The following is a 24,226-nucleotide window of genomic DNA, read 5'->3' as shown; positions in this document are numbered from 1 at the left end:
TTAGATTTAGGCTACTATATTTAAGGGAATTTGTGCGGGTTGATTTGGCGATCGTATATTAGTTGTAAATAAATTAATGATATCAGATGTCATGACTTCGATGAATGTGCTGCGCCAAGAGGCTGCGGCGATCGGCATTACTGATGCCGAAGCGAGAAAATATGGCGACCTCCGCCATAAAAGAACTTGGTCTTTGGCGATCGAACATCATCTCTCGATGCAAGATTTTGCCGTTGGCGAAGCCCTCGAAGAGGATCGCGCAGAATCCGATTCTTCCCGCGCCATCAAAGAATCTCAGCCCCTTGAGTTCAAAGACTGCGGTATTCAGCTAACGGCAAATCTGGGCGAATCTCCCTTCAAAATTGAGAACCGCACATCACCTCTGGCTTCGCCACCACAGTCAGGAAGTGCGATCGGACAGCCCAACAATTCCGACCGCCTCAGCCACCAAAACCGAGGCTTTAAACAAGTAGTTCAAAACCACATTAAAGCCTTAACAATTGCCTCAACATCCCGTACAATTCAGATCAATTCACAAGTCAGCAATTGGGTTTGTCCTGAGTGCTATCCAGAGGTTGAATCGGGTTGTCACCTGTGCGCCGGAGAAGGCTATATAAGCGATATTGCAGCTATTGGCTGGACACTAGCTTATATGGAAATGTTGGGCTGTTCTGCTCGCGAAATAGAACCTCTGCGAAACTTTTCCTCTTCCTTTAATATTCTGGAAATTAATTTAAAAATTTGTGTTGCTGTCAAAAAAAGTACCGAAGTTTTAGCGCGTACAGAAAAATGGGTAATTAGTTGTTAGTTGTTAGTTGTTAGTTGTTAGTTGTTAGTTGTTAGTTGTTAGTTGTTAGTTGTTAGTTGTTAGTTATTAGTTGTTAGTTGTTAGTTGTTAGTTGTTATTATAGCCTTTCGAGCGAAATATCGGGTACACTAGCTTCCATGAATATCGGGAATTTCAAGCCTTATTGCATACCTCCCGCACCTGAGAAATGCTATAGTCATTAGTTATTAATCATTAGTTATTAGCTCTTAATTACCCGAAATATCGACCAAATTAAGTATTGCTTCTAGTTTTTTTAAAGCAAATTCTAAATCGTCATTGACAACCTGAAAATCGAATTCTCCCGCCGCTTCAATTTCCTCCTTGGCCCGCAGCAATCTCCGGGCGATCGCACTTTCGGAATCTTGACCCCGACTCCGCAGCCGCCGTTCCAATTCTTCCCAAGAAGGAGGTAAAATAAAAAGTCGCAAAGCCTCTGGAAACTTATTTCTAATTTGCCTTGCTCCTTCGAGTTCAATTTCTAAGATTACCCATTTTCCCTCACCAATGCCCTGTGTTAGAGCAAAATAGGGAGTACCGTAAAGATTGCCGGCAAACTCTGCCCATTCTGCTAACTCGTCAGCCTCAACCATTTGTTCAAAACGGCTGCGGCTGACAAAATAGTAGTGTTTTCCCTCAATTTCTCCCTCGCGCGGTGTACGAGTTGTGACGGATACCGAAAGACATAATTCGGGATGGCGATTGAGGAGCGATCGGACTAAGGTGCCTTTCCCCACACCGCTAGGCCCAGTCAGAACAATTAATTTACCGGATTTCATTTTTAGAATAGAAACTCGTAACAATTTAAGCTTTCGGTTACTGTATACTGTAAGTGCTCAAATTGCAACTGATAAACATCAATCATCCCGAACTTGACTGTCTTTACCGATCGCAAAACGATTAGCCACCGTTTCCGGCTGAATCGCCGAGAGGATGACATGACTCGAATCTGTAATAATTACCGCCCTCGTGCGGCGGCCGTAGGTAGCATCAACCAATTGTCCGCGCTCCCGCGCATCAGTAATTATACGCTTAATTGGTGCCGATTCGGGACTGACAATGGCAATCACTCGGTTAGCCGACACAATATTACCAAAACCGATATTAATTAATTGAATATCCATGAAAATCTTAAATTTTGGGTGAACGAGTAACCATCAATCTTTACTTATTATCATATATATCAAAGTTTTTTGACAATACAATTTTTGAATTTTTACCTGCTTTCTTTCTATTTTTTGAGTCGCCGTCCCACCGTCTTTATCAAAACTTTAAAAAACTAGCGCTGTTAACCGCTTATATTAAAGATTTGGTAAAATCCAGGTTTTTTAGTTGCCAATAAAAGCCTTAGCTGTATCGAAAAAACAGCCCGTAAATATTGCAAAATATAAAGTTAACTTCTAGTTGATGGAAATTAAGTATAATCACTGATAGATTACAGCAAATATTTGGAAAGGGCAGTTTATACTGAAAGTATTAACACTGATGCTGCTTTGATGAGCCTTCAACCTAAGCTAAAGTCGGCTGGCGATTTCTCAAGAGGGATAGCTGCGCCTCTAAATTGCATATTGAAATTGTCGAAAGGAGTGTGGGGTGTCGGGTGTAGGGTTGGAGCTTTCGGAGCGTGCAAATTAAATGCCGGTTAGCTGATGAAGTCCTGACTACAAACCTTTGAATTCAGGAAAAAACCGGGATTAATCCAGATACATTCACCCGTATTAATCCCGGTTTTTATATCGTTTCCGGCTGCATCGAAATAATAAAATCGAGTCAGCAGTTAACACTCAACCATTCAGTTTTTCGACCGCGAGTCAACAGTCAACAGTCAACAGTCAACAATCACCTGACGGTACAACCAGGATTGATATTCCACAGTCGATTAAGCCGCAACTAAACCGCTGTGTCTTAACAAAGCCTTAGTGCTAGGTTCGCGCCCCCGGAAAGTTTTAAACACTTCCATCGGGTGCAAACTGCCGCCCAATCCCAACACAGTCTCGCGGAAGCGTTTACCCGTAGAGGCGATCGCATCTTCATCTTCCAAACCAGCCTCCTCAAACGCCGCAAAAGCATCAGCGCTGAGAACTTCCGCCCATTTATAACTGTAATAGCCCGCCGCATAACCGCCCGCAAAAATGTGTCCGAAAGCGCACAAAAATGCGTCTTCTTTCAGAGGAGGTAAAACAGTCGTAGTTTTAGCGATGCGATTGCGGACATCCGCCACAGTTTCGCTACCGCCCGACTGGTAGCGGTGGTGCAATTCGATATCGATACTGCTAAAATGTACTTGTCTGAGCATGACGCTACCGCTCATGTAGTGGCGCGCTGCTAGCAGTTTTTGGTAATAGTGTTCCGGTAAAGTTTCCCCGGTTTGGTAATGCTTTGCCATCCCGAACAAAGTAGCCCGATCGTAACACCAATTTTCCATAAATTGACTGGGCAATTCCACCGCATCCCACTCAACATTATTGATGCCAGAAGCCCCCGGATAGTCTACCGTTGTCAGCATATGCTGCAAACCGTGACCGAATTCGTGAAACAAAGTTTCGACTTCCAAAAAAGTCATTAAACTCGGTTTTCCGTCCACGGGAGGACTTTGGTTGCACACCAAATAAGCCACCGGCAACCGCGTGATGGTTTTTCCCGCTTCCACAAATTTAGCGCGCACCACGCAATCGTTCATCCAAGCACCGCCGCGCTTTTCTTCCGGGCGACTGTAGGGGTCTAAATAGAAATTGGCGATCGTATTTCCGGCTTCATCATCTATTTGGAAATAGCGCACATCTTTGTGCCACACAGGAGCTTGACCGTCCGCCGCCGTTACTGTCACGCCAAACAGCCGCTTTACTAATCCAAATAAGCCATCCAATACCTGTGGCAGAGCAAAATAAGGGCGCAATTCTTCGGCACTAAAAGCAAATTTTTCTTCGCGCTGCCGTTCCGACCAAAAACCCATATCCCAGTGCTTCAAATCCCCTGATTCCGGCGCACCTTTGGCCGCCGCAAACGCTTTCAACTCTTCTAAATCTTTGACAGCAGCACTGTAACTAGCTTGGCGCAATTCTTCTAACAAAGCTTCGACTGCTGCAACGTCGGGAGCCATTTTGCTCGCCAGACTCAATTCGGCATAACTGTTAAAGCCGAGCAAGGCTGCTTTTTCCTGGCGCAGTGCTAAAATGCGATCGGTCAAAGGCCAGTTATTCAACTCTCCACTGCTGGCTCTACCGATAAAAGCTTTGTACAACTTTTCGCGCAACTCGCGGCGAGTGCTGTGCTGCATGAAAGGGCCGTAACTGGGGAAGTCTAAAGTAATCCGCCAAGGGCCGTTTTCGGCATCGGCATTTTCTGCGCCGGCACTGCGAGCGGCTTGGGCTGCTAAACTCAACAAACTCGGCGGTAAACCGTCAATTTCCTCTTTGTTTGTGAGGGTGATGCTGAAAGCTTTGGTAGCGTCGAGGACGTGATTGGAAAATTGAGTAGTAATTTCGGCCAATTCTAATTGAATGGCATTAAAACGCTCTTTTTGTTCGCCTTCTAAACCCACGCCGGAGAGTTGTGCATCTCGGAGAGCGGCTTCGACAATTCGCTGTTGAGCTGACTCTAAGTTGTCCCAATTTTTGTTGGCCCGCAGCGCTTTAAAAGCTTCGTAAAGCGGTTTGCTTTGACTGACTTTGCTCCAAAATTTTACTACTTCCGGCTGCACTGTTTCGTGGGCCGATCGCAATTCCGGGCTATTTTTCACCCCCATCAAATGTCCGACAATGCTCCAGCTCCAATTTAAGCGCTCTCCAAGCTGTTGTAAGGGTTCTACTAAACCGCTCCAAGTCGGCTCTACAGATGCTTCTAAGGCAGCTAGCGAGCCTTCTAGCTCGGTCAGCAGTTCGGTAATGGCTGGGATTACGTGCTCTGGGGCGATCGCGTCAAAGGTCGGCAATCCTTGGCCAATTAGTAATGGGTTATCAGGAATATTTACGGTTGCAGTCATTTAATTTTATTCTAACTGGTTGAAAACAGATGAACTAGACAGATTACCTTTTAATTTTGTAACACAATTGTCGAAAAATTTGGACGACCGCCGGGAGATGGGGAGAAGAAGAGAGTGCGAAAATCTTCCTTCTGACTGATGACTTAGGGAGCATCTGGTATTTTGCATTATAGTGCGAACATCCCCGAAGAGCGTATTGTACAACTCGCTATTCGGGGATGCTCGCAATACAAAAAAATGCTTTTTGCAAAACTAAGATACTCCCTTCACAAAGATGAATTTCAACTTTTGAGAGTGAATGAATAGAATCTTGTCTGCTGATAACTAGCCTTCCGCTTCGCGAGCGGCTAAAATGACTAATCACTAATGACTACCATTCGACTTAGCTCTTCGGGTAAAAGGACTGCTGACTAATGACTACTGATTACTGACTAATGACTAATGACTAATGACTAATGACTAATGACTAATGACTAATGACTAATGACTACTGACTAATGACTAATGACTACTGACTACTGACTACTGACTACTGACTACTGACTACTGACTAATGACTACTGACTACTGACTACTGACTACTGACTACTGACTATTTTCTTGCGTATGCTGCAACTGCTTTACTACCGAGATTAAACGCTTGAGGTGAGGTTTCACAACTTCTTGTTGCTCGTGTTCCAAACGGTAGATTTGAGCTTGGACTGCAGACAAATCGGGAGTTAATTGGTGCGGGGTAGATTGCAGTTGACTTTGCAGATTTGCCATGACTTTCTGGATTTCCAAGAATCGAGTATTTACTGCTTCCCATTCGTCTTGGGTGATAGCAGTTTCTGTCAAGCATTTTGTCGCGGTTTGCAGTTTCTCTATCGCGTCTTCCACGGCTTCGAGATTTGCAGGTTGGCCAACGGATAAATCTTGCAGTTGTTGGCTTACTTGCTCGCGGACATTGAGCACGGCAGATGCTACGATTTCTTGCAAAGAAGCTACCGATTCTCCCAAACTCAGCAACTGCCGCTCGATGTCTAGAGATTCGTCAAAGCCTTCTGTTCTAGGTAATGCAGCCATTTGCTGGCGCAGCGTTGCAATATCTCCTGACAACTGCTTCCGCAATTTTACAATTACCGTCACCGCGGTTTTTTCGACTTTATTTACCGACTTTTGCACGCTGGCTAGTTCGGAATTTTGGTGAACCCGCACTTGTTGCTCGAATCGATATCGGTTAGCAACATTCAGCGACAAAGCCAAAGTGAGGGGCGCTACTCCGTAAAAAGCTTGACCCGACAGTGCTACCGCTAGGGAACCGACTCCAGAGGCCGCCAGAGAGGCGTATTCTGCTAGTTCCAGCCAGTGTCTTTGAGGAAAACTTTGCCTTAAGTGGTTTCTAGCAGAGGGGTTTGGCTTCCGCACGGCTCTTTGAGTCATAGTATTTTCTCGTTGTTGGTAAGGTTGCGAGACTGGGTGAAGCATTGATTTATATCCTTTTTTCAGTTATATGTTTTAGATTATTTCGTGACACTCTTCTATTTTTACCTTATTGAGTAGGTTAAGGATAACTGGTATATTATTATGTATTTGGCATACCTAGGCGCGATCGCCCGCCATTGGGGCTGTTAAACGGTAAAACCCAGCGCGCCCTCTATTTTACAGGAGGCGGGTGCGATCTGGTTTGGGCGATCGACCATCGCTACAAAAGCCAGTCGATTTTTAGATTTTAGATGAAAAATGCCACCTCATGAGGGCGATCGGAGTTTTGAGCCGTTCGGGAGTTGCATTTTTGTGCCTGCATTGGTACAATATATTCTTGCTCAATTTCCCGGAACCAATTTACAGCAAAAATTGACCGATGAACTCAGAAAAACCAGAAATTGGCGATCGGCTAAAGTCTATTTTCAGTATCGCAATCTTTATCATTCTCGTACTCGCAGTCGGCTTTTTAAGCGTGAATTTTATTTTAGCTCTCTATGCAAAATTTGCTTAAAATTAGGACTTACCCACGGGTGCCATAAACCGGTTTTTTTGCGAAAATATTTCGTTACAACCACAGATTAGATAAAAAACCCGGTTTCTTTAGTCTGAGGGAACCCCGCCACCGAGAAGGACACGGCAATGCCGTTTCCCTACCCGATTAATTGTAAGGACAAGGCACTGCCGTTTCCTGAATTTGGGTAACATTAATTATCCCACTTGAAAACTTATCTTTATCGTCCTGGTAATATATGAAAGAAAAACTAACTCTTTCCGGTATTTTAACATCTAGACGATTGATACTAGATAAAGATTGCTGGCGGCGTATATCGGATTTTTTAATTTTCTTCTATGACACGGGTTTTGTAAAATTCTCTCATTGATTCCTTCGTAATAATAGCACGACAAGACTCATCTCTTGGCAACCCACCTCTAGCATTAATCCAAGGATCTTCGCGTCGCACCATCAATTCTAACTCATAAGCATCCCGAAAGAAATAATCATCGGATAACTCGTCTAAAAACTCTTGTACTTCTTCTGAAAACTCTGGTTTTTAGACTTCTTTGAGAATTGGCTTCCAGTCAAATTGTTCTTTGTATTCGTAAAATAAAGCCGGAATAGTCGGCCCGTGCACCCAAGCTTCAAAATCTTCATCAAACAGCGGCGTATCCTCAAATGCTAGATACCATGCTTGGGCATAGTACAATAGTTTTTGTAGCTTGTGGTTGCTGAGATAGGAACCTACGTCATTCGCAAACCTGATGTAGTAATCTGCGAGTTGGGAGGCTGTTGTGACTGTAGTTATTGTGGTCATATATAGCCTTTTTCACATTGATGAGGTACGAATTTTCACTTAAAAAGCTTGGTGGTGTAAGGTTTGTAGCATAAATTAGCATACCTCATCTTTCTGAGAAACGCTATAACTCGAATCAATATGTTTTGTATTCTATGATAGCACAGTCACCACTCTTAATGATGGGGCGGTTGAAACCGCTTCTTGTCAAACAAAGTCTGCCTCCGCAGACTAAGAAATAAAAGGTTTATTAACAATGGTGCAACATCTCCGTTACAATCCTTTGATATACTGCTTCATTACAGGTGAAAAAGTATAAAGATTTTCCTGTTTCTCTATCAAGCATCGCCGCGATAGAGATTGCAAGGCGTTGAGCAAATTTGATGGTGGTATTTGTCGGTTTTGTAGCAATTTGGCGAAGTTGACTGGCTGGTTTTCTGTCGCAAACAATGACATAACTTGTTTTTCTAGTTCGGAAGTGCGATCGTACTGCTCTTGCAAAACTTCTTTCAAATCTTCGGCTAACAATATGGTATCATCTATTAATAACTCAGTCGCACTGATTCCTAGCTCTTGAATCAAAGTCGCCACGCTTTTTAACCATAGAGGATTGCCTTGGTAGCGGTGAATAAGTGCTTCGCAGTTATCGATTTCTGCTAATCCTTTATCTCTGAGGATTTCCCGTGCTGCTGCGATATCTAAGCCTGTGAGTTGTAAGGTACGAATGGGAGTATTTTGGCTGGTAAGTTGAGGAACTTCTTTGGGCGGTTCCCAACCGACTAGCAGAAAGCAACTTGAATGGGATAATTTTTCTATTTGTTTGAATAGGGTGCGATATTCTTCGTGTTTTGGTTTGTACTTTCCTGCTAATTCCCCGCTACAAAAAAGGTTGTGAACGTCATCCAAGACTATTAAACAGCGATGGTGTTGTAAATATTTAATTAGCGGTAAGCGTTTCTGGTTGGTTGGGGGTGAATCTGGGTTTTCTGACTGGGAAAAAAGCTGTGTTAGGTTTGATTGAAATTTATCGATGGTGGGGAATTCGTCTAGGGTGTACCAAACTGCGTATTCAAACTCGTGTTTGATTTGTTGTACGAGTTGTACTGCTAGGGATGTTTTGCCGATGCCGCTGATGCCGGTGAGGGTGATGAGGCGGCAGTTTTGTTGTAGAATCCAGGTTGTGAGGGTTTGGAGTTCGGAAGTGCGATCGAAGAAATTGCCCAACTCCGGCATTTCGCTTAAATCTTGATGTGAAGTTTTAGTTTGTTGTGGGTTAGATGTTTCTTGATTTGGTGGATGTGAGTTTGGGATATTTTGCGGGTGTCTAGCTTCTCCACAGATATTAAAATTGCCGATGGCTACAACGTCTTGTGCAAAGTTTGAAGAATTAGAGACTTGTAACCTCTTAATTGCCGATCTAAAATTTTTTTTATTAATATCTTCTCCCAACTCTTCTGAAATTATCTGCCATAATTGCGATCCGATTTGCCTAACATAACTCTCGTTACAGTGAATCTCCTCGGCAATTTTGGTGTATTTCTCACCTTGCATGGTTCCCAGCAGAATTGCCTCTTGTAAGTTATCGAGGTGCTGACCGGTTTTTGCAAACACCATCTCGTCAGCCATTTTTAACACTTCCTTAAGATTCATGCAGCATCGTAGATGTTGTGATTTTCCGTATTATACCTAACATTTTTCAACATTTTCTGGCATTTACAAACATTTTTTACATAAGGCGAGTTGGAGTAGCCAACAAAATTGCCAACAAAATCCAGCATTTTTGGCTAGACAAACCTTTGATTTACAAGGAAAATAGAAGAAGTATTAAAGCGTAAATTGAGATATTGAACGCTTGCAGTTTTATACCTTGTAACAGTGTGTTAGAGCGCAGTTGCATTCTCATTAATAGTTAGCTTGTTAACAGTGCATGGCTCCAAAACAAAATCGAAGATCGGAAAATCGTTGTCGCTATTATGTTCGGCGTGAAGCTGAACGTCGTGGTTGGGATCTCCGTCATATTAGTAGTGGAGGAGATGTTTTAGAAGAACAAGAAATAGAGGCTTATTTCCATAACATTGGTCTTAAAGGCGATCGCCCGGATTTTCTTTTTTGTTTGGTAGGTGATCCCACGATTATTGTCGAGGCAAAAAATGAAGCAGGTAAACTGAAACAAGCACAAAAAGAAGCAGAGGATTACGCTGATAAAATTAATACAACAGGTAAATACAGTATCAAAGTAGCGGTTGGTGCTGCGGGCGAAGAAGATAAAGGGTTTGAAATTAGTGTTTCTTTTCTGACTCATCAGGGATGGATTGCTCTCACTTCACATGGATTCCCCCTAACTACCTTTCCAACCAAAGCAGAAGTTGAAATTGCGTTGAAAGCCGATAATGGATTAACAACAGTGAGTGTACCATCACAAGCTGAATTTGTTGATGCAGCAATTGAAACGAGTCGTATTCTACGCAGTGCGAAAATAGAAGCTCCACTTCGTCCTAAAGTTATTGGTGCTTTAGTTTTGGCAATGTATCATGGACAAATAGATACAAGCAATACTAATGCGTTGAACTCAGTTAATACACTTGTTAACAACGCTATTAATGACGCACATAAACTACCCAATCAAAATAAAGAACGACTCAAAGATGCTCTGCGTTTATCCGGGGCAGATTTTAATCGCCTTGCTCCTTATATTGGTCGAGTTGTCAATACACTAAAACGCCTCAATGTTCGTTCAGTCATACAAACAGATGCTGATTTTTTGGGAATGTTCTACGAAGCATTTTTGCGTTATGGCTATGACAATAATGCGCTGGGAATTGTTTTTACGCCACGACATATTACGCGGATGTGTGCCGAATTAGTTGGAGTTAGTGTACGAGATCGGATTATTGATATTGCTGCGGGTACAGGCGGTTTTCTCGTTGCTGCATTTGATGCCATGATGCAACAAGCTCGTAGTGCTGCTGAAATTGAGAAGGTCAAAGATTCAATTATTGGTTTTGATACTAATCCGACTGTTTGGGCGCTTTCGATGCTCAATATGTTCTTTCGAGGAGATGGTAAAAGTCATATTTATAACGAAAGCTGCTTTGACGAAAATACCTTCTCGGTTGTACATCGTAGATGCACTAGAGCGTTTCTAAACCCGCCGTTTTCCCAAGACGAGGAGCCGGAGTATCTATTTGTTGACCGAGCAATAGATGCACTAGAACCAGGTGGATTATTGACTGTAGTTGTATATGCTGGAATTTTCGCCGATATGAATCACAACGCATGGCGACAACGTTTTCTGCTCAAACATAAACTCCTCGCCATGATTAGCCTTCCTGAAGACTTGTTTTATCCGACTGCTGCACCAACCTCGATCATGGTTGCTGAAGCTCATGTACCTCTTGCCTCAACTGACAAAATATTCATGGCGCGAATTTGGAATGATGGATATGAAAAGCTTAAGGGTAAGCGTGTGGAACGAGCAGGCAATCAGATTGATGAGATTGTCAACCAATTTCATGTTTTTATGAAAGGTCAAACGGTGATTTCTGAATTAGTCACAGTCGTAGAAGGATGTGACATTCTCCCATGAGCAATATCGAGTGGAGTCCACAACAATGGCTACCTCAACCTAAACTCTCAGAGCGCGAATTTGAACGTTTACGAAGTGAAGCTATGCGCGGCATCTTTGAAGCCGTGACTTTGATGCCAGACTTGGCTGATGTTGTTCTTGAAGATTTTGGGGTTGCAGATGAAGAGGATGACGGTAATGAATTACCTTATGGAACTCATGGAACACTTTCCAAATACTTCGACATTAAGAATGGACGCTCGATAGGTGAAAAAAATTATATTGAAGGCGCGATTCCCTATATCAGTAGTGGTGACTCGACCAACAGCATTATCAGCTTGATTGATCCTGTTCCAGAGGAGGTGTTTGAGCAAGGCGGCATCACGATTACTGCTTTTGGCAAAGCAGCGTTACAGCCCTGGTCATTTATGGCAAGGGGCAACGGTGGCAGTTCAGTTCGGGTTTTGTTGCCCAAGTACAAGATGAGCCTCAACGATTTGCTGTGGTTTGTGGTGCAGATTAACAGGCAAAGATGGCGTTTTTTCTATGCTCGGATGGCAATTAAGGGGCGTATCGCCAACCTAGAAGTCAGTACCCCTCCCGAAGCTTTAGTAGACACTGGAAAAACCTTATTTGAGCGAGTTAGAGTCTTTCGTGAACAGCTTGAAGACCTTGTACACCTCAAGACCAATCCCCCAGTTTAGATCGACCTGCAAGCGATCGCCCCTCACGCATCAAAACTGAGATCCCTTTGTTGTTTCTGATGACCGATCGCCTAAAATGAAAAAGCGATCGCCCTTCACGCTAAATACCAAACACTGCGATGATTGTACGGAGGTGCGTGAAGCGTAGCTATCCCGTAGGGAATCGCCCCTGGCACCAAATACCTTCTGACTGCAATTACAGTATAATGAGTAAGCATGATAAGCGTAAAAATTGCAGAAAAATCATGACTATCGATCTACAGATTTTTCAAACTGTCGTCAAGATGCCAGAATCTCTAAAACAAGAGATATTGCATTATGCAAAATATTTACTTGAAAAACACGCAAAAACTGAATCATCTCCAGAACAACTTGAACAACCTCATGGTTATGGTAGCTGGGCCGGTCAAATCGTTATGTCTGATGATTTCGATGAACCGCTGGAAGATTTAAAGGAATATACATAACATGGAATTTCTTTTAGATACTCATGCCTTTCTGTGGTACTTGCTTGGCGATTCCAATCTCGGTAGTAAAGCCAAAGAAGCGATCGATACTAAAACAGGTTTGTATTTTAGTATTGCCAGCCTGTGGGAAATCTCCATTAAAATTAATGTTGGCAAGCTTCAACTGAATCGAGGGTTTGAATATCTGCCAAAAGAATTGGAATACATTAACGCTCAAATTTTACCAATTACATTTGAAGATACTGAGATTTACACAAGTCTTCCACTGCATCATCGAGCTCCGTTCGTTAGCGTAGCGTGCGCTTAGCGCAATCGCATTTTGGTAGCACAGACGATGAATCATTCGCTGGTTTTGATTAGTCGTGATGAGGCTTTTGATGCTTATCCAATTCAGCGGGTGTGGTGATGATGAAGAAGGCAAACACAACAATCCAATACAAACTGCATTAAAACCTGCGCCCTTCTTCAATCATGGAACGGATTGAGCTTTGAGCCAAAGCAATTTCTTTCCGCAGTTGTAGCATTCTAGCAATTGCTGCTTGAATTGATTTTTTAGTAGTCACCTTTCCCCAAGCGTTATACTTCGGTTTAACTTCCTCAGATGGTAGATGCTGTACAACTACTACCACTTCAACAGAAGTATCTTTAAACTCAGCGGGCATTTGTTTAAGCAATATGCCATCACATCCAATATGCGAGCGCAGTTTCATTGTTTCCTAGTCAGACTCCAGAAACTTCGAGCGATTCTAGTTTACCTCAAAACTCTTCACCAAAGCAAATACTAAATAGTGAAATGCTTGCATAGATAGCGAGATCCCTTTGTTGTTTCCGATGACCGATCGCCTAAAATGAAAGATCGATCGCCCCTGACACCAAATAAGTAATTGGACAGAATTAATTACACACTGATTTTTTGCTGATTCTTTACTAGACAAGGCTTGTAGCCCAGAGTTTTGTGTAATTAATTGTGTCTTACTACTTACCAAACACTGCGATGCTTGTACGGAGGTGCGATCGCAACTCGTACAACGATCGATCGACACTCGTTACAATCAGTGTATCAATCCTCCACCAAATGCCGCGATGACCATCAAAGAACTCCTCATCCAAGCAATCGATAGCACCCCTGACGAACTACTTGCGGATCTTCTTAGCTTAGTGCGCTCAAATCGCCTCCACACCCCAAAGTCAATACCTACGAACAACAGAAGGAGCGCATCGACTACCTCGAAGCCATTATCGGCATCCGCAAAGGACTCGAAAGCTTCGATCGAGGTGAAGGAATTCCAGTCGAGAAAGCCATGACAGCGCTACAGCAGCAGTTCAATATTCCTCAGAGTCTATGAGTTCCTAGAAGTCAGTCACCTTGACATTTTTGATTTTCGCCATTTTGCCCTAAATAGTAAAATAGAGCAGTAAGCTAGGCAATTGCCAACCTCCCTCTTCTGCTTGAGAGTAGAATAGATATATGAAGTTTCAGTGGGACTCAAACAAAGCCAGTAGTAATGCCAAAAAGCATGGGTGTGTCTTTTGAAGAAGCTGTCACTGTCTTCGGAGATCCACTGGCTATTACAATTTCTGACCCTAACTACTCTGTAGGTGAGTTCCGTCTTTTAACGATCGGTCAGTCAAATTTACAGCGCCTTTTTGTTGTGTCCCATACAGAACGAGAAGGTGAAGTGCGTTTAATCAGTGCCCGTTTAGCCACCCGACAAGAGAGAAAAAGTTATGAGTCAGGAACCTGAAGTAACAATTAATGACGAGATGAGACCTGAATACGATTTTTCAGGTGGTGTCCGTGGCAAATACTATGAAGCCTATATGAAATCAAGTAATGTTGTGATTCTCGATCCAGACGTAGCAGAAATATTTCGAGACTCAGCTTCTGTCAATGAAGCGTTGCGATTGCTGGCAAAAATTGCCAAGTCTGTCACTGTCTAGGTAGCGCACACAGCACAACAAATCAGAACCGAAAGTTTCCAGGTTATCTGTCCTTGCATAGGTGGAAAGCAAGGGGTAGCCCGATCGCCCCTGACACCAAATACCAAACACTGCGATCGTTTTACGGAGTGCGATCGCCCTTCACGCATTAAGAGCGAGAGCCCCACCAAAATAAAAGGCGATCCCTATTATCTGTAGAGGTAGATTTTTGTGTGTCGATATATTCTGGATACCGATTGTATTTCACTGATTCTCTACAATCATCCGCAAGTCACAGCGCTCACCCACCAACCATACTAATCACTAATGACTAATGATTAATCACTAATGACTAATGACTAATGACTAACTAAGCCAAGAAGTGGGGAACTTGATATTCGCGACTTTCGGCGATCGCAATTTGCAAATCGCCCATTTGGGTATCCAACTCCTCGATTGTGCTTTGTGACACCGACTTCCACTTCTCCCTAGTTTCCCAGCGGATCAACATCACCACCTCATTTTCCACCGCATCCACCCAAATTTCCTTACCCAAAAAACCGGGGATTTTTTTTAGTCCTGCTGTCCAAACTTCTTCATCTCGCAGGATAAACTGCTCCCACTTTTCGGGAGGTACTTTAAATTTCAGCCACTCAATTACCATATTATTTTTCCTTTATAAATCAACCGATTTGAGATTTTAGGTTTTAGATTTTAGCATGGACTCTACCGTCGCACAGGGCGCTTATGGAGCATCTCCGGCTTTGAAAAAAAGGATTTTTTATGGAGTTAGCCAGCGGTGCAATAGTCTTGAGTTGCAGAAGTCTTCTCTCCATCCAGAAACCGCAGATATCGGGCAGATGCAACACTGATTGACGCAGATGATTTTAGGGTATTTTCCGATTTATGCAATTGCTAGTCTATTGCCAAAAATCGGGGGACAGCACTATTAAATGCAAAACCCAGATTCTTCAGGTGGTTAAATATGAGTTACGCAAAAAAGGTTTGACGCACTATTTATAACCGGTACAATAAGTCCAGCTTTGGGTGAGGCAAATTAATCGTTACCGATCGCAATTTTAACGATCAACTCAGTTCCCTGTCCCGGACGAGAAACACACTGCAACTGGCCGCCATGCTTTTCTACTACTAAATGCTGCGATATTGCCAGACCCAAACCTGTGCTCGTCTCTGGACATTTAGTGGTAAATAAAGGATCAAAGATGCAGTCGAGAACTTCTTCCGTCATCCCCGGGCCGTTGTCGCTAATTGCGATCGCAACTTCGCTTGAACTTACCAAAAACGTCCGAATCCGAATTTCTGGATTGAATATTTCAGTTTCCGAGCCGCCCGCAGACAATAAAGACTGACTTTGGATTGTACCACACCTTTGGGGATTTCTTCCTCCTTCTTCCAAAGCGTCGATCGCATTTGTCAACAAGTGCATGAACACTTGATTTAACTGTCCCGGATAGCAGCGGATTCGCGGCAAATCCGCGTATTCCTTAACTAGAGAAATTCCCGGTCGTCCGCCTTTAGCTTGCAGACGATTTTGCAAAATTAGTACAGTGCTGTCCAAACCTTCGTGGATATCTACAGGCTTCATTTGGGCTGCGTCAGTACGCGAGAACAACCGGAGCGATCGCACAACATCCCGAATCCTTTGGGAACCTACTTTCATTGAATTTAGCAGTTTTGGCAAGTCTTTTTTGATGAAATCTAAGTCTAAGTCTTCCATCCAATCTTGAATTTCTGCCACCGGATCGGGATAATGCTTTTGGTAAAGCTCGATCGACTTCAAGAGTTCTTGAATGTAGCCCGTGGCGTGGCTGACATTCCCGGAAATAAAACTCACTGGATTGTTTATTTCGTGCGCTATTCCTGCTACCAACTGCCCCAGACTAGACATCTTTTCAGTTTGGATCAGTTGAGTTTGAGTTCGTTGCAAAACTAACAAAGTTTGCTCTAATTTCGCCGCTTGCTGCCGCAGACGTTCTTCCGACTCTTGCAAAGCGAATAGAGATTGTTTGCTTTCTGTAATGTCCAATCCCACAAATACCGCCGCCGTATTTTTATGATATTTTTGAGCGACTATTAAATAAGTTTTATCTTCTCCTCTGATGTTTGTTATTACTTCTTGAGATGTCTTCTTTTGGGGGCTGGCAAAAAAATCGTATACTAAATCGTTAAATTTAGGGCTTGTATCTAAAAAACCAACTTTCTGACCAGAAAATATTTCGGCCGGCATTTGGTAAGCAGTAGCTAAATGTCGGTTTACTCCCAAGTAACGCAAATCGGAACTTACCCAAGAAACTAATCCGGGTACGGCATCCAAGACGGCTTGAAGTTGCTCTTTTGCTTCTAAAAGCGCTGATTCGGCTGCGATACGAGCCGAAATGTCTCTGGCGATCGCGCAGCAGTATTCACAACCGCCGTATTCTAAATAATTGACTTTAACTTCGACGGGAAAACAGGCACCGTTTCGGGTTTTGTAAGTGGCTTTAAAAGTGAAGTTGCTTTGCTGTTTGAGTTTCTCCCAGAGTTCCGGCCAATCCGATACTGAAAACTGCGAATCGATGTCGCTAACTGTCAGGTTTAGCAGTTCCGATTCCGAGTAACCGAAAAGATCACAAGCGGCTTTGTTCGCGTAGCAAATTTGACCTTCGGCACTTGTAAAAAAAACTGTATCCGCAGCATTGTCGAGGGCAATGGGAGTTAGTTTTCGTTTGATTTCTAACTGCGGGGTTTTGACATTTGAGGTTAATTTATGGTAGCCATTTTTTGGGGCGAGTTCCTCAGCTATCTTTTCGGCAAACAGGATCAAACCGCCGATCGCACCAGAGCAATTTTTCCAGGGCAAAAATACCCATTTTACCCGCCCGCTGCCACAGCCTTCGATTTGTTCTGCTTCACATACGGGCGATCGTCCTGTCACAAACTCGCTGTATTCCAAAACTCCAGTCAAACAAGCGCGAGCATTTTGTTGCCAATATTCCGGGAGATTCGGGAACAGTTCCCAATGAGAGCGGCCGATCGCCTCACCGCAGCCGATCGCGCCATCTGTTTCCCAGCGACTAGAAACCGACAGGTAGCGCATTTCACAATCTACCATTGCTACGGAGTCGGCGGAGCGCTCCACCAACCGCCGAAATCGCTCTTTACTCTCCAACACGTCTGCCTCTGGGGATGCTGGTGGGCGATCGAAATTTTCCCGTCGGCAGACCTTCCCAGCCTCCGACTTTGTTGCTGAACTGGCGAGTGTTTGCACGGTTTGGGATTTCCTCCATAACTGTCAGTCAATTTGAGTTTTGAATTTTGAGATTTTGGATAAACTCCACAGATGAATCACTGGAGCTTGAACTTGCTTCTAAAATTTGGGATGCCGCGACAGCCCTGCCGCAGCCTGTATCGTTTTTAGGACGGTCAAGTTAGAAAAATTCTGTTTCTGATTAAAAATGCTGTTTCCCTGATTTGCTCTCTCGGGTGATACCCTTAGAGGGTCTCACCCATCATTCATATCATTTTTCACGAAATGTGTCTATAGGTACTCAAAAAAATTTTACCTTAATTTTTCAATTCTGAAGAAATCTTCAGAATTGTGAGGTTTGGTAACAAGTCCAGCTCGTGCAATTATTTAAATTTTTTGTCAGTATTTTGTATTAAATTACACAAATTTTTGCGTAAATTCACTGGTAAAATCCACTCTCCCCTTCCGCAACATTGCAGGATCAAATCTTTCAGTTGTATTGCAAGTCATCAACACTACGAGTTTTTGCTGAAATTGAATGCCGTGTTCATCCATAACACTTTGATACAAAGTTCCATCCAGCAAACTCAAAATATGTTCAGTTTTGTTAGTGCGTTGGGCCGCATCGGTCGATCGATCTTGAGCCAAATTATCAGCCTCGTTAATAATGATACAAATCCGCTCCAAATAACTCGGCGGCACAAAATTTTCCACAGCATCGTGGTCTAAAATAAAAATCACATAACCCAGCGGCACCAAAATCTCCTTTGCTACCGCTTGCGTCCAAGCAGTTTTGCCAGTCCCCGGTTCACCGCTAACCAAAACAGCCAACTGATTTTGGTCGAGAATTGCCTGCTGAACCGTATCCGTAAAACTTTGAACATCCGCAGAAAACGTCCGAATAGGAAACTGACTGTGAACCTGTCCCACGCGGCTTTTGTACCCGCTCAAAATCACCGCCAAATTGTAAGTAGCCTTGCTAACGAGCGGCGCAATATCTTTACAAATCAGAGTGTAGCAGCGTCTTCCCCTATCGTAGCTGTCAATTTGCAGCCAACAGCCCCATCGCTCCCAATAAGCATAAACAGTACCCAAAACTTCCAAGCGTTCCCAGCTCACAAACCGCTCCGGCGGATAAGAAAAATGCCGCTCCATACAAGACTGAGTAATCGCATCCGGTTTCCCCAACAAATTCAGAACTTTAAAAACAGTAATCTCTTGCAGTTTGTTGAGAACATAGTCAATGGGAATGCTAGCGCGGCTGACAAACTGCACCACCGGCGTTTCAGTAACTAAAACGTCTTTGGAGCGGTAATCCGGGTAAACTGGCTGCGGAGTAATGTAATCCCAAAATTCATCAATTTCGTAGCGAGTATTTTCCGAGAATACATTTAAGATATTTGCCCACCAGGTATATTGATGTCGCCCCATTGCGTCGGCAATATCGCTAGCTGCATCTAAAGTTTTTTGAGCTAATTCGACCGGATCGCTCGATGCTAAATGCAGCAGGTGTTCCAAATCAAATTGACGGTAGAGAGGTCGCCAGCCAGAGCCGAGCAACCCTCGATTTTGAGGATTATTTTGAGTAAAATTGTTTTGGCGATCGCTCATATCTTCAGCACTCACTTATTGCAACTCCTACTTACTTTTATTTTAAAAGCTTCCGCGCACATCTTCCACAAAAACACTAGATTTATCAATTGACTTTGAGATAATTCGGAGGCACAAAATCTACTAACCAAACTTGGTTATCCGAACAGTAAAATGTACAGCCGTCAAGCTGCATTGCTGCGGCATCCACAGCAAAGAGTGTTTGAATTCTGAACCCAAGCTTCCGATTAACATTCCAATTTTTCAAAGTTCAAGCAAACAAAATTCTTTGGCGCAGCTTGGTTTCAAAATTACCATACTCAAAATTAGTAACAAAAGTTACTCGTACTCGTCAACCGGTGCGCCCTACAAAAACTACTTTCGGATAACTCCGCCAAAAATAGCAAAATTTAGATAGCGCCAGTGACAGGCTGCGTCGGCAAAACCTGCTTCTGCAAGCCACTTTGTTTGCTCTTCCACAGAGGAAGGAATATCTTCTTTTAAATAGTTTTGAAACCAGGCTGCATCATCTTCTCCGCTGGCTTTCATGTACTGCCGCCACAACTTTTCGTATTGCTCCGTCAGCTTGGGAGTAGCACCTGTCACAATGTCTCGAATTAGCAAGATTCCCTCTGGATTCATTGACTGAAAAAGCTGGTGAAATAGCTGTTGTTTCCCGGCGCTGTCTAGGTGGTGGATTGCTAACCCTGAAACTACCAAATCGTAACCGCTGCCGAAATCATCTTCTGCGAAATTTCCCTGCTGCAATGTCAGGCGTTTTCCGAAAGCGGACAAGTTAGTTTGACAAATTTTCAGCATATTTTCCGCCATGTCAAAGGCTAGGACTTTGGCTTGAGGAAATGCTTGCATAATCAGAGCCGACAGTATGCCAGTCCCCGCGCCTAAATCCAGAACTTGTATGTTAGCATTGGTTTCAAAAGGTATTAACTGCAGTATTAAATCCTGTTGCTCGCGATAGTGCGGAATGAGGCGGGGAATTAAACTGTCATAATCAAATGCTCTTTGTTCAAATTCCTCGCGTACATAGTTTAAATTCACAGACAATTTTTCTCTACCTGTTAATACTTGAGTGCGTTAATGCAGTTGGTCTGGTCTCTTGTTAAATATACTACATTCGATAATACATAATATTTACAGGACTGTCAAGATGTAGAAGAAAATAATTTAACAGAAGTTCCCGACGATCGCCAGACACGGACTTTGTTGGCTTTTTCCCTGCCAGTTATTTGAGAAATGTTAAGCTCCGACATCGATATGCTTGAGTAAAGGTGAGGCAGAATGCGGGAAACCCAGAAGCCTCGGGAAGAAGAAATTTTAAGGTAGATGCGACAGGCAAATTGTGAGAAAAAAGTTGAGAATTGTTACAGATGGCCCAATTCGGTAAAATTCGAGAAAATCTGCCCTCAGATTGACAAAATTTTGCCCAACAATCAATAAAATCTGAAGTGACTCCTTATTGGATGTGCGGACGGCCGAATTTTAATAATGAATAAATACAAAATATTGCACCCATTTGCGGGGAACAAAACAGTGATAATGAATCAGGATGTGAGTAGATTAGCTGTCAGCCGTCAGGGAAAAATAGAAGCAATGGAAATCCAACAGCGGAGCAAGAATAAGACCGATCGCCAGCAACCAAACGCGCCCGATCGCCCAAACCAAAATTATATGACAAAAGAAGTAGAGTTGTCGCTACAAGAATGTTTAGATTTTAAAGGAGCGATCGACCGAGCAGCACTGGCGGTGAGGACAAACGCCCGAGGAATTATCAACTACGTCAGCGATCGAGTTTGTAGCATATCTAACTATTCGCGCGCTGAACTGATCGGTCGCCATTTCGGAATTCTCTACTCGGAATATAAGTCTTCGGAATTGATCAAAAATTTGCGGTCAACTGTTGCCAAAAGTGAAGTTTGGCAAGGAGAAATTAAGAACCAAGCTAAGAATGGCAGCGATTATTGGGTTTATGCAGCAGTAGTTCCGCTGTTGGATTTTCAGGGAAAACCCTGTCAGTATTTGGCGATCGGATTCGACATCACCGATCGCAAAGCCGTTGAAGCAGCTCAAGCTCAAGCCCACCAGGCAAAAGACGAATTTTTGGCGGTCGCCTCCCACGAACTCCGATCGCCCCTGAGCGCGATTTTGGGATGGGTACAGCTAGCCCGATCGCGCAAGTTAAACGAAGCCACTACCAGCCGCGCTTTGGAAATCATCGAGCGCAACGCCAGACTGCAGAACCAGCAAATAGATAATCTCCTGGATCTTTCGCGGCTGCTGCGCGGAAAAATACACCTCAACGTCGGCAGGGTTCACCTCCCGTCTGTCGTCGAATCGGCGATCGACACCCTCAGCCCCGCCGCCGAAGCCAAAAACATCCGCATAGAAACAGATTTTGACCCCGCTGTCACCTACATTTTGGGAGATGCAGAACGCTTGCAGCAAGTAGTCTGGAATTTACTTGCTAACGCCATCAAATTTACCCCGGATTCCGCCCCCGGTCTAGTCCAAATACAGATCGAACCTACTGCGTCGGGCGCGCTGATTCGCGTCAGCGACAGCGGTTGCGGGATTGACCCCAAATATCTGCCGTACATCTTTGACTACTTCCGCCCCACAGATAGCTTCCAAACCAAGGAACAAAACCGGCTCGGCTTGGGACTCTCCATTGTGCGGCAGTTGGTGGAACTGCACGGGGGAAATGTTTGGGGCCAGAGTCCCGGAATCGGACAGGGGGCTACCTTTGAGGTGCAGCTACCGGTGGCGAACAGCAAAAATCCGATCGCCCACAATGCTGCGCTGGGCGCAATGGAAGGTATATCAGGACAGGTTTCCAAACCCCTAGCGGGAAAGCAAGTGTTGGTGGTTGAAAGCAGCGCCGAGATCCGCGAATGTATGAAAACTGGTCTGGAAGCATTTGGAGCTAAGGTAACAGCGGTGGCTAGCGCCGGCGAAGCGATCGCCGAGTTGGAACAGTCGCGGCCAGACGTGTTGGTGAGCGATATGGCGGTGTCGGAAGCCGACGGCTGCGATTTGATCCGTCGTGTCAGAGCAATGGAAATGTCCCAGGACAGGGAACTGCTGCCGGCGTTGGCGCTCACGGAAGACCTGGGGGATGACGATGGATCGGCGCTCTCTGCGGGGTTTCAGAGGTATTTGTCGAAGCCTGTGTCCCCGCATCAGTTGGTGAGCGCGATCGTCCAATTGGCTGGACAGACTGGATTTAGCTGCCAAGATTGCGGCGCGGGAAATGTCCGGGCGATCGCGCCTCCGTCCTCGCCGCCGGATTCTCACAATTTTGACCGCACAATTTATCCAAATAAATTAACAAATAATAGACAAGAATTACCCCTGTTGCTGGTAGTAGAAGATAACAATTTTTTACTCGATTACCTTCAAAATTTATTAATTCCGTACTATCGAGTTGCCGTGGCTGTGGACGGGATTGAAGGTTTAGAAAAAGCCAAACAATTGCGCCCAAATTTGATTTTGAGCGACCAAATCATGCCCCGACAAAATGGACTCGATCTGCTCAAGGAGATTCGGAATACGCCAGAATTGAATTCGACTCCGGTAATCTTTTTGACAGCGCGATCGGGGATGGAAGCTCGGATCGAAAGTTTGGATGCGGGTGCTGACGATTATATTGCAAAGCCTTTTGACGAGAGGGAATTGCTGGCGAGGGTAAGAAATTTGCTCAGAACCCACGCAGCCGAACAGCAATTGACGGTGCTCAATCGTCAGTTGCTGCAGCAAAAACGGCAGTTAGAAACGGTGAATAGATCCTTGCAATATTTGGCAACTTACGACAGTTTGACTGATGTAAGAAACCGTCGCTTTTTTAATGACTATCTCGATACGGAATGGCGACGTTTGGCGAGGGAAGAAGCACCGCTGTCTTTGATTATGTGCGATATCGATTATTTCAAACTTTATAACGATACTTACGGGCACCAAGCGGGGGATGAATGTTTGCGACAGGTGGCTGCAGTTCTCCAGCGTCCGGTAAAGCGATCGGCTGATTTAGTTGCGCGTTACGGTGGAGAAGAATTTGCCATAGTTTTGCCGAATACTGATATTGATGGTGCCACTTGCGTAGCTGAAATTATCAACCGACAGGTGAGGGATTTAGAGATACTTCACGCCAAGTCTAGTGTCAGCGAATACGTGACGCTGAGTTTGGGTGTGGCTTGCTGCATTCCAGCACCGATGTCGCAGCCGGGGGCGTTAATTGCGATCGCCGATGAGGCGCTTTATCGGGCGAAAGCTGCAGGGCGCGATCGGGTTTCGGTTGCCGCATTTGAAGCATAATAGTTATTAGAGTTGGGCTGCATAAATATTTGCTCTGTTAACCGCAGATTTCCAGCGGATTAACACCGATGGACTCAGATAATTCAATTTTGTCTGCGATTGAGTGCAATTGCTAGTTTATTATAAAAAAAGGTTTGCAGCCATCAGAGAAGTCCTTAAATCCTGGTTCGCAGTCAGGACTTCTATCTTTAAAGCAGAGTTAAGAAGCAATAGGAATCATGCCACTCGACAGAGAGTCAATTGAATTCTCGCCGAAAGAATGAAGCCGATGTCAAACAGTCAGCCGTTTCTACCCTTATGGTTGGCTTTTGTGGGAGAGCGAACTCTACCCAAGCGAAATTATTTGGTTTAAGTATTTACGGCGTTTTGGAGTCGATCGTTGGTATCGATTGGTCAAGCAACGATTACATTGAAAATTGCCTAACTTGAGAACTTCCGAACAATCTGAGCGGTGGAGCGATTTAATGCCATTGATGAGTTGGCAACTCTGGCTGGCTAGGGATTTAGCGATCGAGAATCGACTCACTAGAGCAATCTGAAGCTGATCAATTTAACTCGACTGACCTGTTTTGTGGCTTTTAGTTGATATTGGTACTGCCGCGAAAATGCCTAAACATAGGGGAAAGTCCCCCGGCTGGAAAAAGGGGAAGGTACGGAATAAAGCACCGTGCTATTCCACTGTAAAAAAACGGGTTTCTCGACGCAAAAAGCTGACGGGGTGACAACCCCGTTAAAACCCATAGCTAACAAAGGTTTGACCGATTTATGGTAAAAAAAGATGGGGTCAATATCGTTAAACAACCCCATCTATAGAAAATGTTACCTCCATTTTACCAA

21 protein-coding genes are annotated in these 24,226 nt (G+C 44.1%); 10 read left to right on the top strand and 11 right to left on the bottom strand.

The genetic code is table 11. The features are described from left to right. Positions 1–76 precede the first annotated feature (76 nt). The gene (locus tag IQ263_RS17520; RefSeq protein WP_228050137.1) at positions 77–808 is read left to right on the top strand and encodes a PIN domain-containing protein; all 732 of its coding nucleotides are present in this window, start codon (positions 77–79) and stop codon (positions 806–808) included. 227 nt (positions 809–1,035) lie between these two features. Here IQ263_RS17520 and gmk read toward each other — a convergent pair whose 3' ends face one another. The 4 genes from gmk to IQ263_RS17500 all read right to left on the bottom strand — a co-directional run bounded on the left by gmk (position 1,036) and on the right by IQ263_RS17500 (position 6,275). Beyond that, positions 1,036–1,605, bottom strand: coding sequence for a guanylate kinase (gene gmk, locus IQ263_RS17515; RefSeq protein ID WP_194068755.1), 570 nt, complete (start codon positions 1,603–1,605; stop codon positions 1,036–1,038). Positions 1,606–1,683: 78 nt separating this feature from the next. Further along, positions 1,684–1,950, bottom strand: coding sequence for an extracellular matrix/biofilm regulator RemA (gene remA, locus IQ263_RS17510; RefSeq protein WP_194011293.1), 267 nt, complete (start codon positions 1,948–1,950; stop codon positions 1,684–1,686). Positions 1,951–2,705: 755 nt separating this feature from the next. Beyond that, on the bottom strand, positions 2,706–4,808 hold the full coding sequence (locus IQ263_RS17505) for a M3 family metallopeptidase (protein ID WP_194068754.1): 2,103 nt from the start codon (positions 4,806–4,808) through the stop codon (positions 2,706–2,708). A 585-nt stretch (positions 4,809–5,393) separates the two neighbouring features. After that, positions 5,394–6,275, bottom strand: coding sequence for a hypothetical protein (locus tag IQ263_RS17500; RefSeq protein ID WP_194068752.1), 882 nt, complete (start codon positions 6,273–6,275; stop codon positions 5,394–5,396). Between the two features lie 376 nt (positions 6,276–6,651). Between IQ263_RS17500 and IQ263_RS29405 the strand changes: the two genes are divergently transcribed. Beyond that, positions 6,652–6,786, top strand: a complete 135-nt coding sequence (locus tag IQ263_RS29405) for a hypothetical protein (RefSeq protein WP_255512998.1) — start codon at positions 6,652–6,654, stop codon at positions 6,784–6,786. A 541-nt stretch (positions 6,787–7,327) separates the two neighbouring features. Here the strand turns inward: IQ263_RS29405 and IQ263_RS28650 are convergent. Continuing rightward, positions 7,328–7,588 (bottom strand): Panacea domain-containing protein, encoded by a 261-nt coding sequence (locus IQ263_RS28650; protein WP_228050136.1) that lies wholly within the window; start codon positions 7,586–7,588, stop codon positions 7,328–7,330. A gap of 252 nt (positions 7,589–7,840) precedes the next feature. Then, the gene (locus IQ263_RS17490) at positions 7,841–9,217 is read right to left on the bottom strand and encodes a helix-turn-helix domain-containing protein (RefSeq protein ID WP_194068750.1); all 1,377 of its coding nucleotides are present in this window, start codon (positions 9,215–9,217) and stop codon (positions 7,841–7,843) included. A gap of 277 nt (positions 9,218–9,494) precedes the next feature. Here IQ263_RS17490 and IQ263_RS17485 point away from each other — a divergent pair, with 277 nt between their 5' ends. From IQ263_RS17485 to IQ263_RS17470, 4 genes are all read left to right on the top strand, one after another. After that, positions 9,495–11,153, top strand: a complete 1,659-nt coding sequence (locus IQ263_RS17485) for an HsdM family class I SAM-dependent methyltransferase (protein WP_194068748.1) — start codon at positions 9,495–9,497, stop codon at positions 11,151–11,153. Then, on the top strand, positions 11,150–11,836 hold the full coding sequence (locus IQ263_RS17480; protein ID WP_194068746.1) for a restriction endonuclease subunit S: 687 nt from the start codon (positions 11,150–11,152) through the stop codon (positions 11,834–11,836). Before IQ263_RS17485 ends, IQ263_RS17480 begins: the two co-directional genes overlap by 4 nt. A 245-nt stretch (positions 11,837–12,081) precedes the next feature. Beyond that, complete coding sequence (gene vapB / locus IQ263_RS17475; RefSeq protein ID WP_194060845.1) at positions 12,082–12,303, top strand: type II toxin-antitoxin system VapB family antitoxin; 222 nt, start codon at positions 12,082–12,084, stop codon at positions 12,301–12,303. Position 12,304: 1 nt separating this feature from the next. Further along, positions 12,305–12,610, top strand: coding sequence for a type II toxin-antitoxin system VapC family toxin (locus tag IQ263_RS17470; protein WP_228050135.1), 306 nt, complete (start codon positions 12,305–12,307; stop codon positions 12,608–12,610). Positions 12,611–12,749: 139 nt separating this feature from the next. Here IQ263_RS17470 and IQ263_RS17465 read toward each other — a convergent pair whose 3' ends face one another. Continuing rightward, complete coding sequence (locus IQ263_RS17465; protein ID WP_194068744.1) at positions 12,750–13,013, bottom strand: hypothetical protein; 264 nt, start codon at positions 13,011–13,013, stop codon at positions 12,750–12,752. A gap of 795 nt (positions 13,014–13,808) precedes the next feature. Here IQ263_RS17465 and IQ263_RS17460 point away from each other — a divergent pair. Further along, complete coding sequence (locus tag IQ263_RS17460; protein ID WP_228050134.1) at positions 13,809–14,048, top strand: BrnT family toxin; 240 nt, start codon at positions 13,809–13,811, stop codon at positions 14,046–14,048. Next, positions 14,032–14,244: a hypothetical protein gene (locus tag IQ263_RS17455; RefSeq protein WP_106147613.1), complete on the top strand. Its 213-nt coding sequence runs from the start codon at positions 14,032–14,034 to the stop codon at positions 14,242–14,244. The genes IQ263_RS17460 and IQ263_RS17455 overlap by 17 nt, the downstream gene beginning before the upstream one ends. Before the next feature lie 349 nt (positions 14,245–14,593). Here the strand turns inward: IQ263_RS17455 and IQ263_RS17450 are convergent, their stop codons facing one another. Continuing rightward, positions 14,594–14,887, bottom strand: coding sequence for a TIGR03792 family protein (locus tag IQ263_RS17450; RefSeq protein ID WP_194068742.1), 294 nt, complete (start codon positions 14,885–14,887; stop codon positions 14,594–14,596). 55 nt (positions 14,888–14,942) lie between these two features. On the opposite strand from IQ263_RS17450, the gene IQ263_RS17445 reads away from it, so the two are divergent. Continuing rightward, a complete protein-coding gene (locus IQ263_RS17445; protein WP_194068740.1) occupies positions 14,943–15,095 on the top strand; it encodes a hypothetical protein in 153 nt (50 codons plus the stop codon). Positions 15,096–15,280: 185 nt separating this feature from the next. On the opposite strand, the gene IQ263_RS17440 is transcribed toward IQ263_RS17445, so the two are convergent. The 3 genes from IQ263_RS17440 to IQ263_RS17430 form a co-directional block, all read right to left on the bottom strand. Then, complete coding sequence (locus IQ263_RS17440; protein WP_333195001.1) at positions 15,281–17,491, bottom strand: PAS domain-containing sensor histidine kinase; 2,211 nt, start codon at positions 17,489–17,491, stop codon at positions 15,281–15,283. Positions 17,492–17,887: 396 nt separating this feature from the next. Further along, positions 17,888–19,096: an AAA family ATPase gene (locus IQ263_RS17435; RefSeq protein ID WP_333195000.1), complete on the bottom strand. Its 1,209-nt coding sequence runs from the start codon at positions 19,094–19,096 to the stop codon at positions 17,888–17,890. Positions 19,097–19,435: 339 nt separating this feature from the next. Then, positions 19,436–20,119, bottom strand: coding sequence for a methyltransferase domain-containing protein (locus IQ263_RS17430; RefSeq protein ID WP_194068738.1), 684 nt, complete (start codon positions 20,117–20,119; stop codon positions 19,436–19,438). 498 nt (positions 20,120–20,617) lie between these two features. Between IQ263_RS17430 and IQ263_RS17425 the strand changes: the two genes are divergently transcribed. Then, positions 20,618–23,389: a diguanylate cyclase domain-containing protein gene (locus IQ263_RS17425; protein WP_228050132.1), complete on the top strand. Its 2,772-nt coding sequence runs from the start codon at positions 20,618–20,620 to the stop codon at positions 23,387–23,389. Positions 23,390–24,226 lie beyond the last annotated feature (837 nt).

Origin of the sequence: Tychonema sp. LEGE 06208, from assembly GCF_015207505.1 — a bacterium.
GTDB lineage: Bacteria > Cyanobacteriota > Cyanobacteriia > Cyanobacteriales > Microcoleaceae > Microcoleus.
This window is presented reverse-complemented; position numbering and strand designations above follow the sequence as displayed.

What these genes read in the sequence shown, in the direction of transcription:
- IQ263_RS17445 (WP_194068740.1), top strand. Translation starts at nt 14,943, where the DNA reads ATGGACTCTACCGTCGCACAGGGCGCTTATGGAGCATCTCCGGCTTTG.
- IQ263_RS17450 (WP_194068742.1), bottom strand. Translation starts at nt 14,887, where the DNA reads ATGGTAATTGAGTGGCTGAAATTTAAAGTACCTCCCGAAAAGTGGGAG.
- IQ263_RS17500 (WP_194068752.1), bottom strand. Translation starts at nt 6,275, where the DNA reads ATGCTTCACCCAGTCTCGCAACCTTACCAACAACGAGAAAATACTATG.
- vapB (WP_194060845.1), top strand. Translation starts at nt 12,082, where the DNA reads ATGACTATCGATCTACAGATTTTTCAAACTGTCGTCAAGATGCCAGAA.
- IQ263_RS17520 (WP_228050137.1), top strand. Translation starts at nt 77, where the DNA reads ATGATATCAGATGTCATGACTTCGATGAATGTGCTGCGCCAAGAGGCT.
- IQ263_RS17460 (WP_228050134.1), top strand. Translation starts at nt 13,809, where the DNA reads ATGCCAAAAAGCATGGGTGTGTCTTTTGAAGAAGCTGTCACTGTCTTC.
- IQ263_RS28650 (WP_228050136.1), bottom strand. Translation starts at nt 7,588, where the DNA reads ATGACCACAATAACTACAGTCACAACAGCCTCCCAACTCGCAGATTAC.
- IQ263_RS17490 (WP_194068750.1), bottom strand. Translation starts at nt 9,217, where the DNA reads ATGAATCTTAAGGAAGTGTTAAAAATGGCTGACGAGATGGTGTTTGCA.
- remA (WP_194011293.1), bottom strand. Translation starts at nt 1,950, where the DNA reads ATGGATATTCAATTAATTAATATCGGTTTTGGTAATATTGTGTCGGCT.
- IQ263_RS17480 (WP_194068746.1), top strand. Translation starts at nt 11,150, where the DNA reads ATGAGCAATATCGAGTGGAGTCCACAACAATGGCTACCTCAACCTAAA.
- gmk (WP_194068755.1), bottom strand. Translation starts at nt 1,605, where the DNA reads ATGAAATCCGGTAAATTAATTGTTCTGACTGGGCCTAGCGGTGTGGGG.
- IQ263_RS29405 (WP_255512998.1), top strand. Translation starts at nt 6,652, where the DNA reads ATGAACTCAGAAAAACCAGAAATTGGCGATCGGCTAAAGTCTATTTTC.
- IQ263_RS17470 (WP_228050135.1), top strand. Translation starts at nt 12,305, where the DNA reads ATGGAATTTCTTTTAGATACTCATGCCTTTCTGTGGTACTTGCTTGGC.
- IQ263_RS17425 (WP_228050132.1), top strand. Translation starts at nt 20,618, where the DNA reads ATGAATCAGGATGTGAGTAGATTAGCTGTCAGCCGTCAGGGAAAAATA.
- IQ263_RS17465 (WP_194068744.1), bottom strand. Translation starts at nt 13,013, where the DNA reads ATGAAACTGCGCTCGCATATTGGATGTGATGGCATATTGCTTAAACAA.
- IQ263_RS17505 (WP_194068754.1), bottom strand. Translation starts at nt 4,808, where the DNA reads ATGACTGCAACCGTAAATATTCCTGATAACCCATTACTAATTGGCCAA.
- IQ263_RS17485 (WP_194068748.1), top strand. Translation starts at nt 9,495, where the DNA reads ATGGCTCCAAAACAAAATCGAAGATCGGAAAATCGTTGTCGCTATTAT.
- IQ263_RS17455 (WP_106147613.1), top strand. Translation starts at nt 14,032, where the DNA reads ATGAGTCAGGAACCTGAAGTAACAATTAATGACGAGATGAGACCTGAA.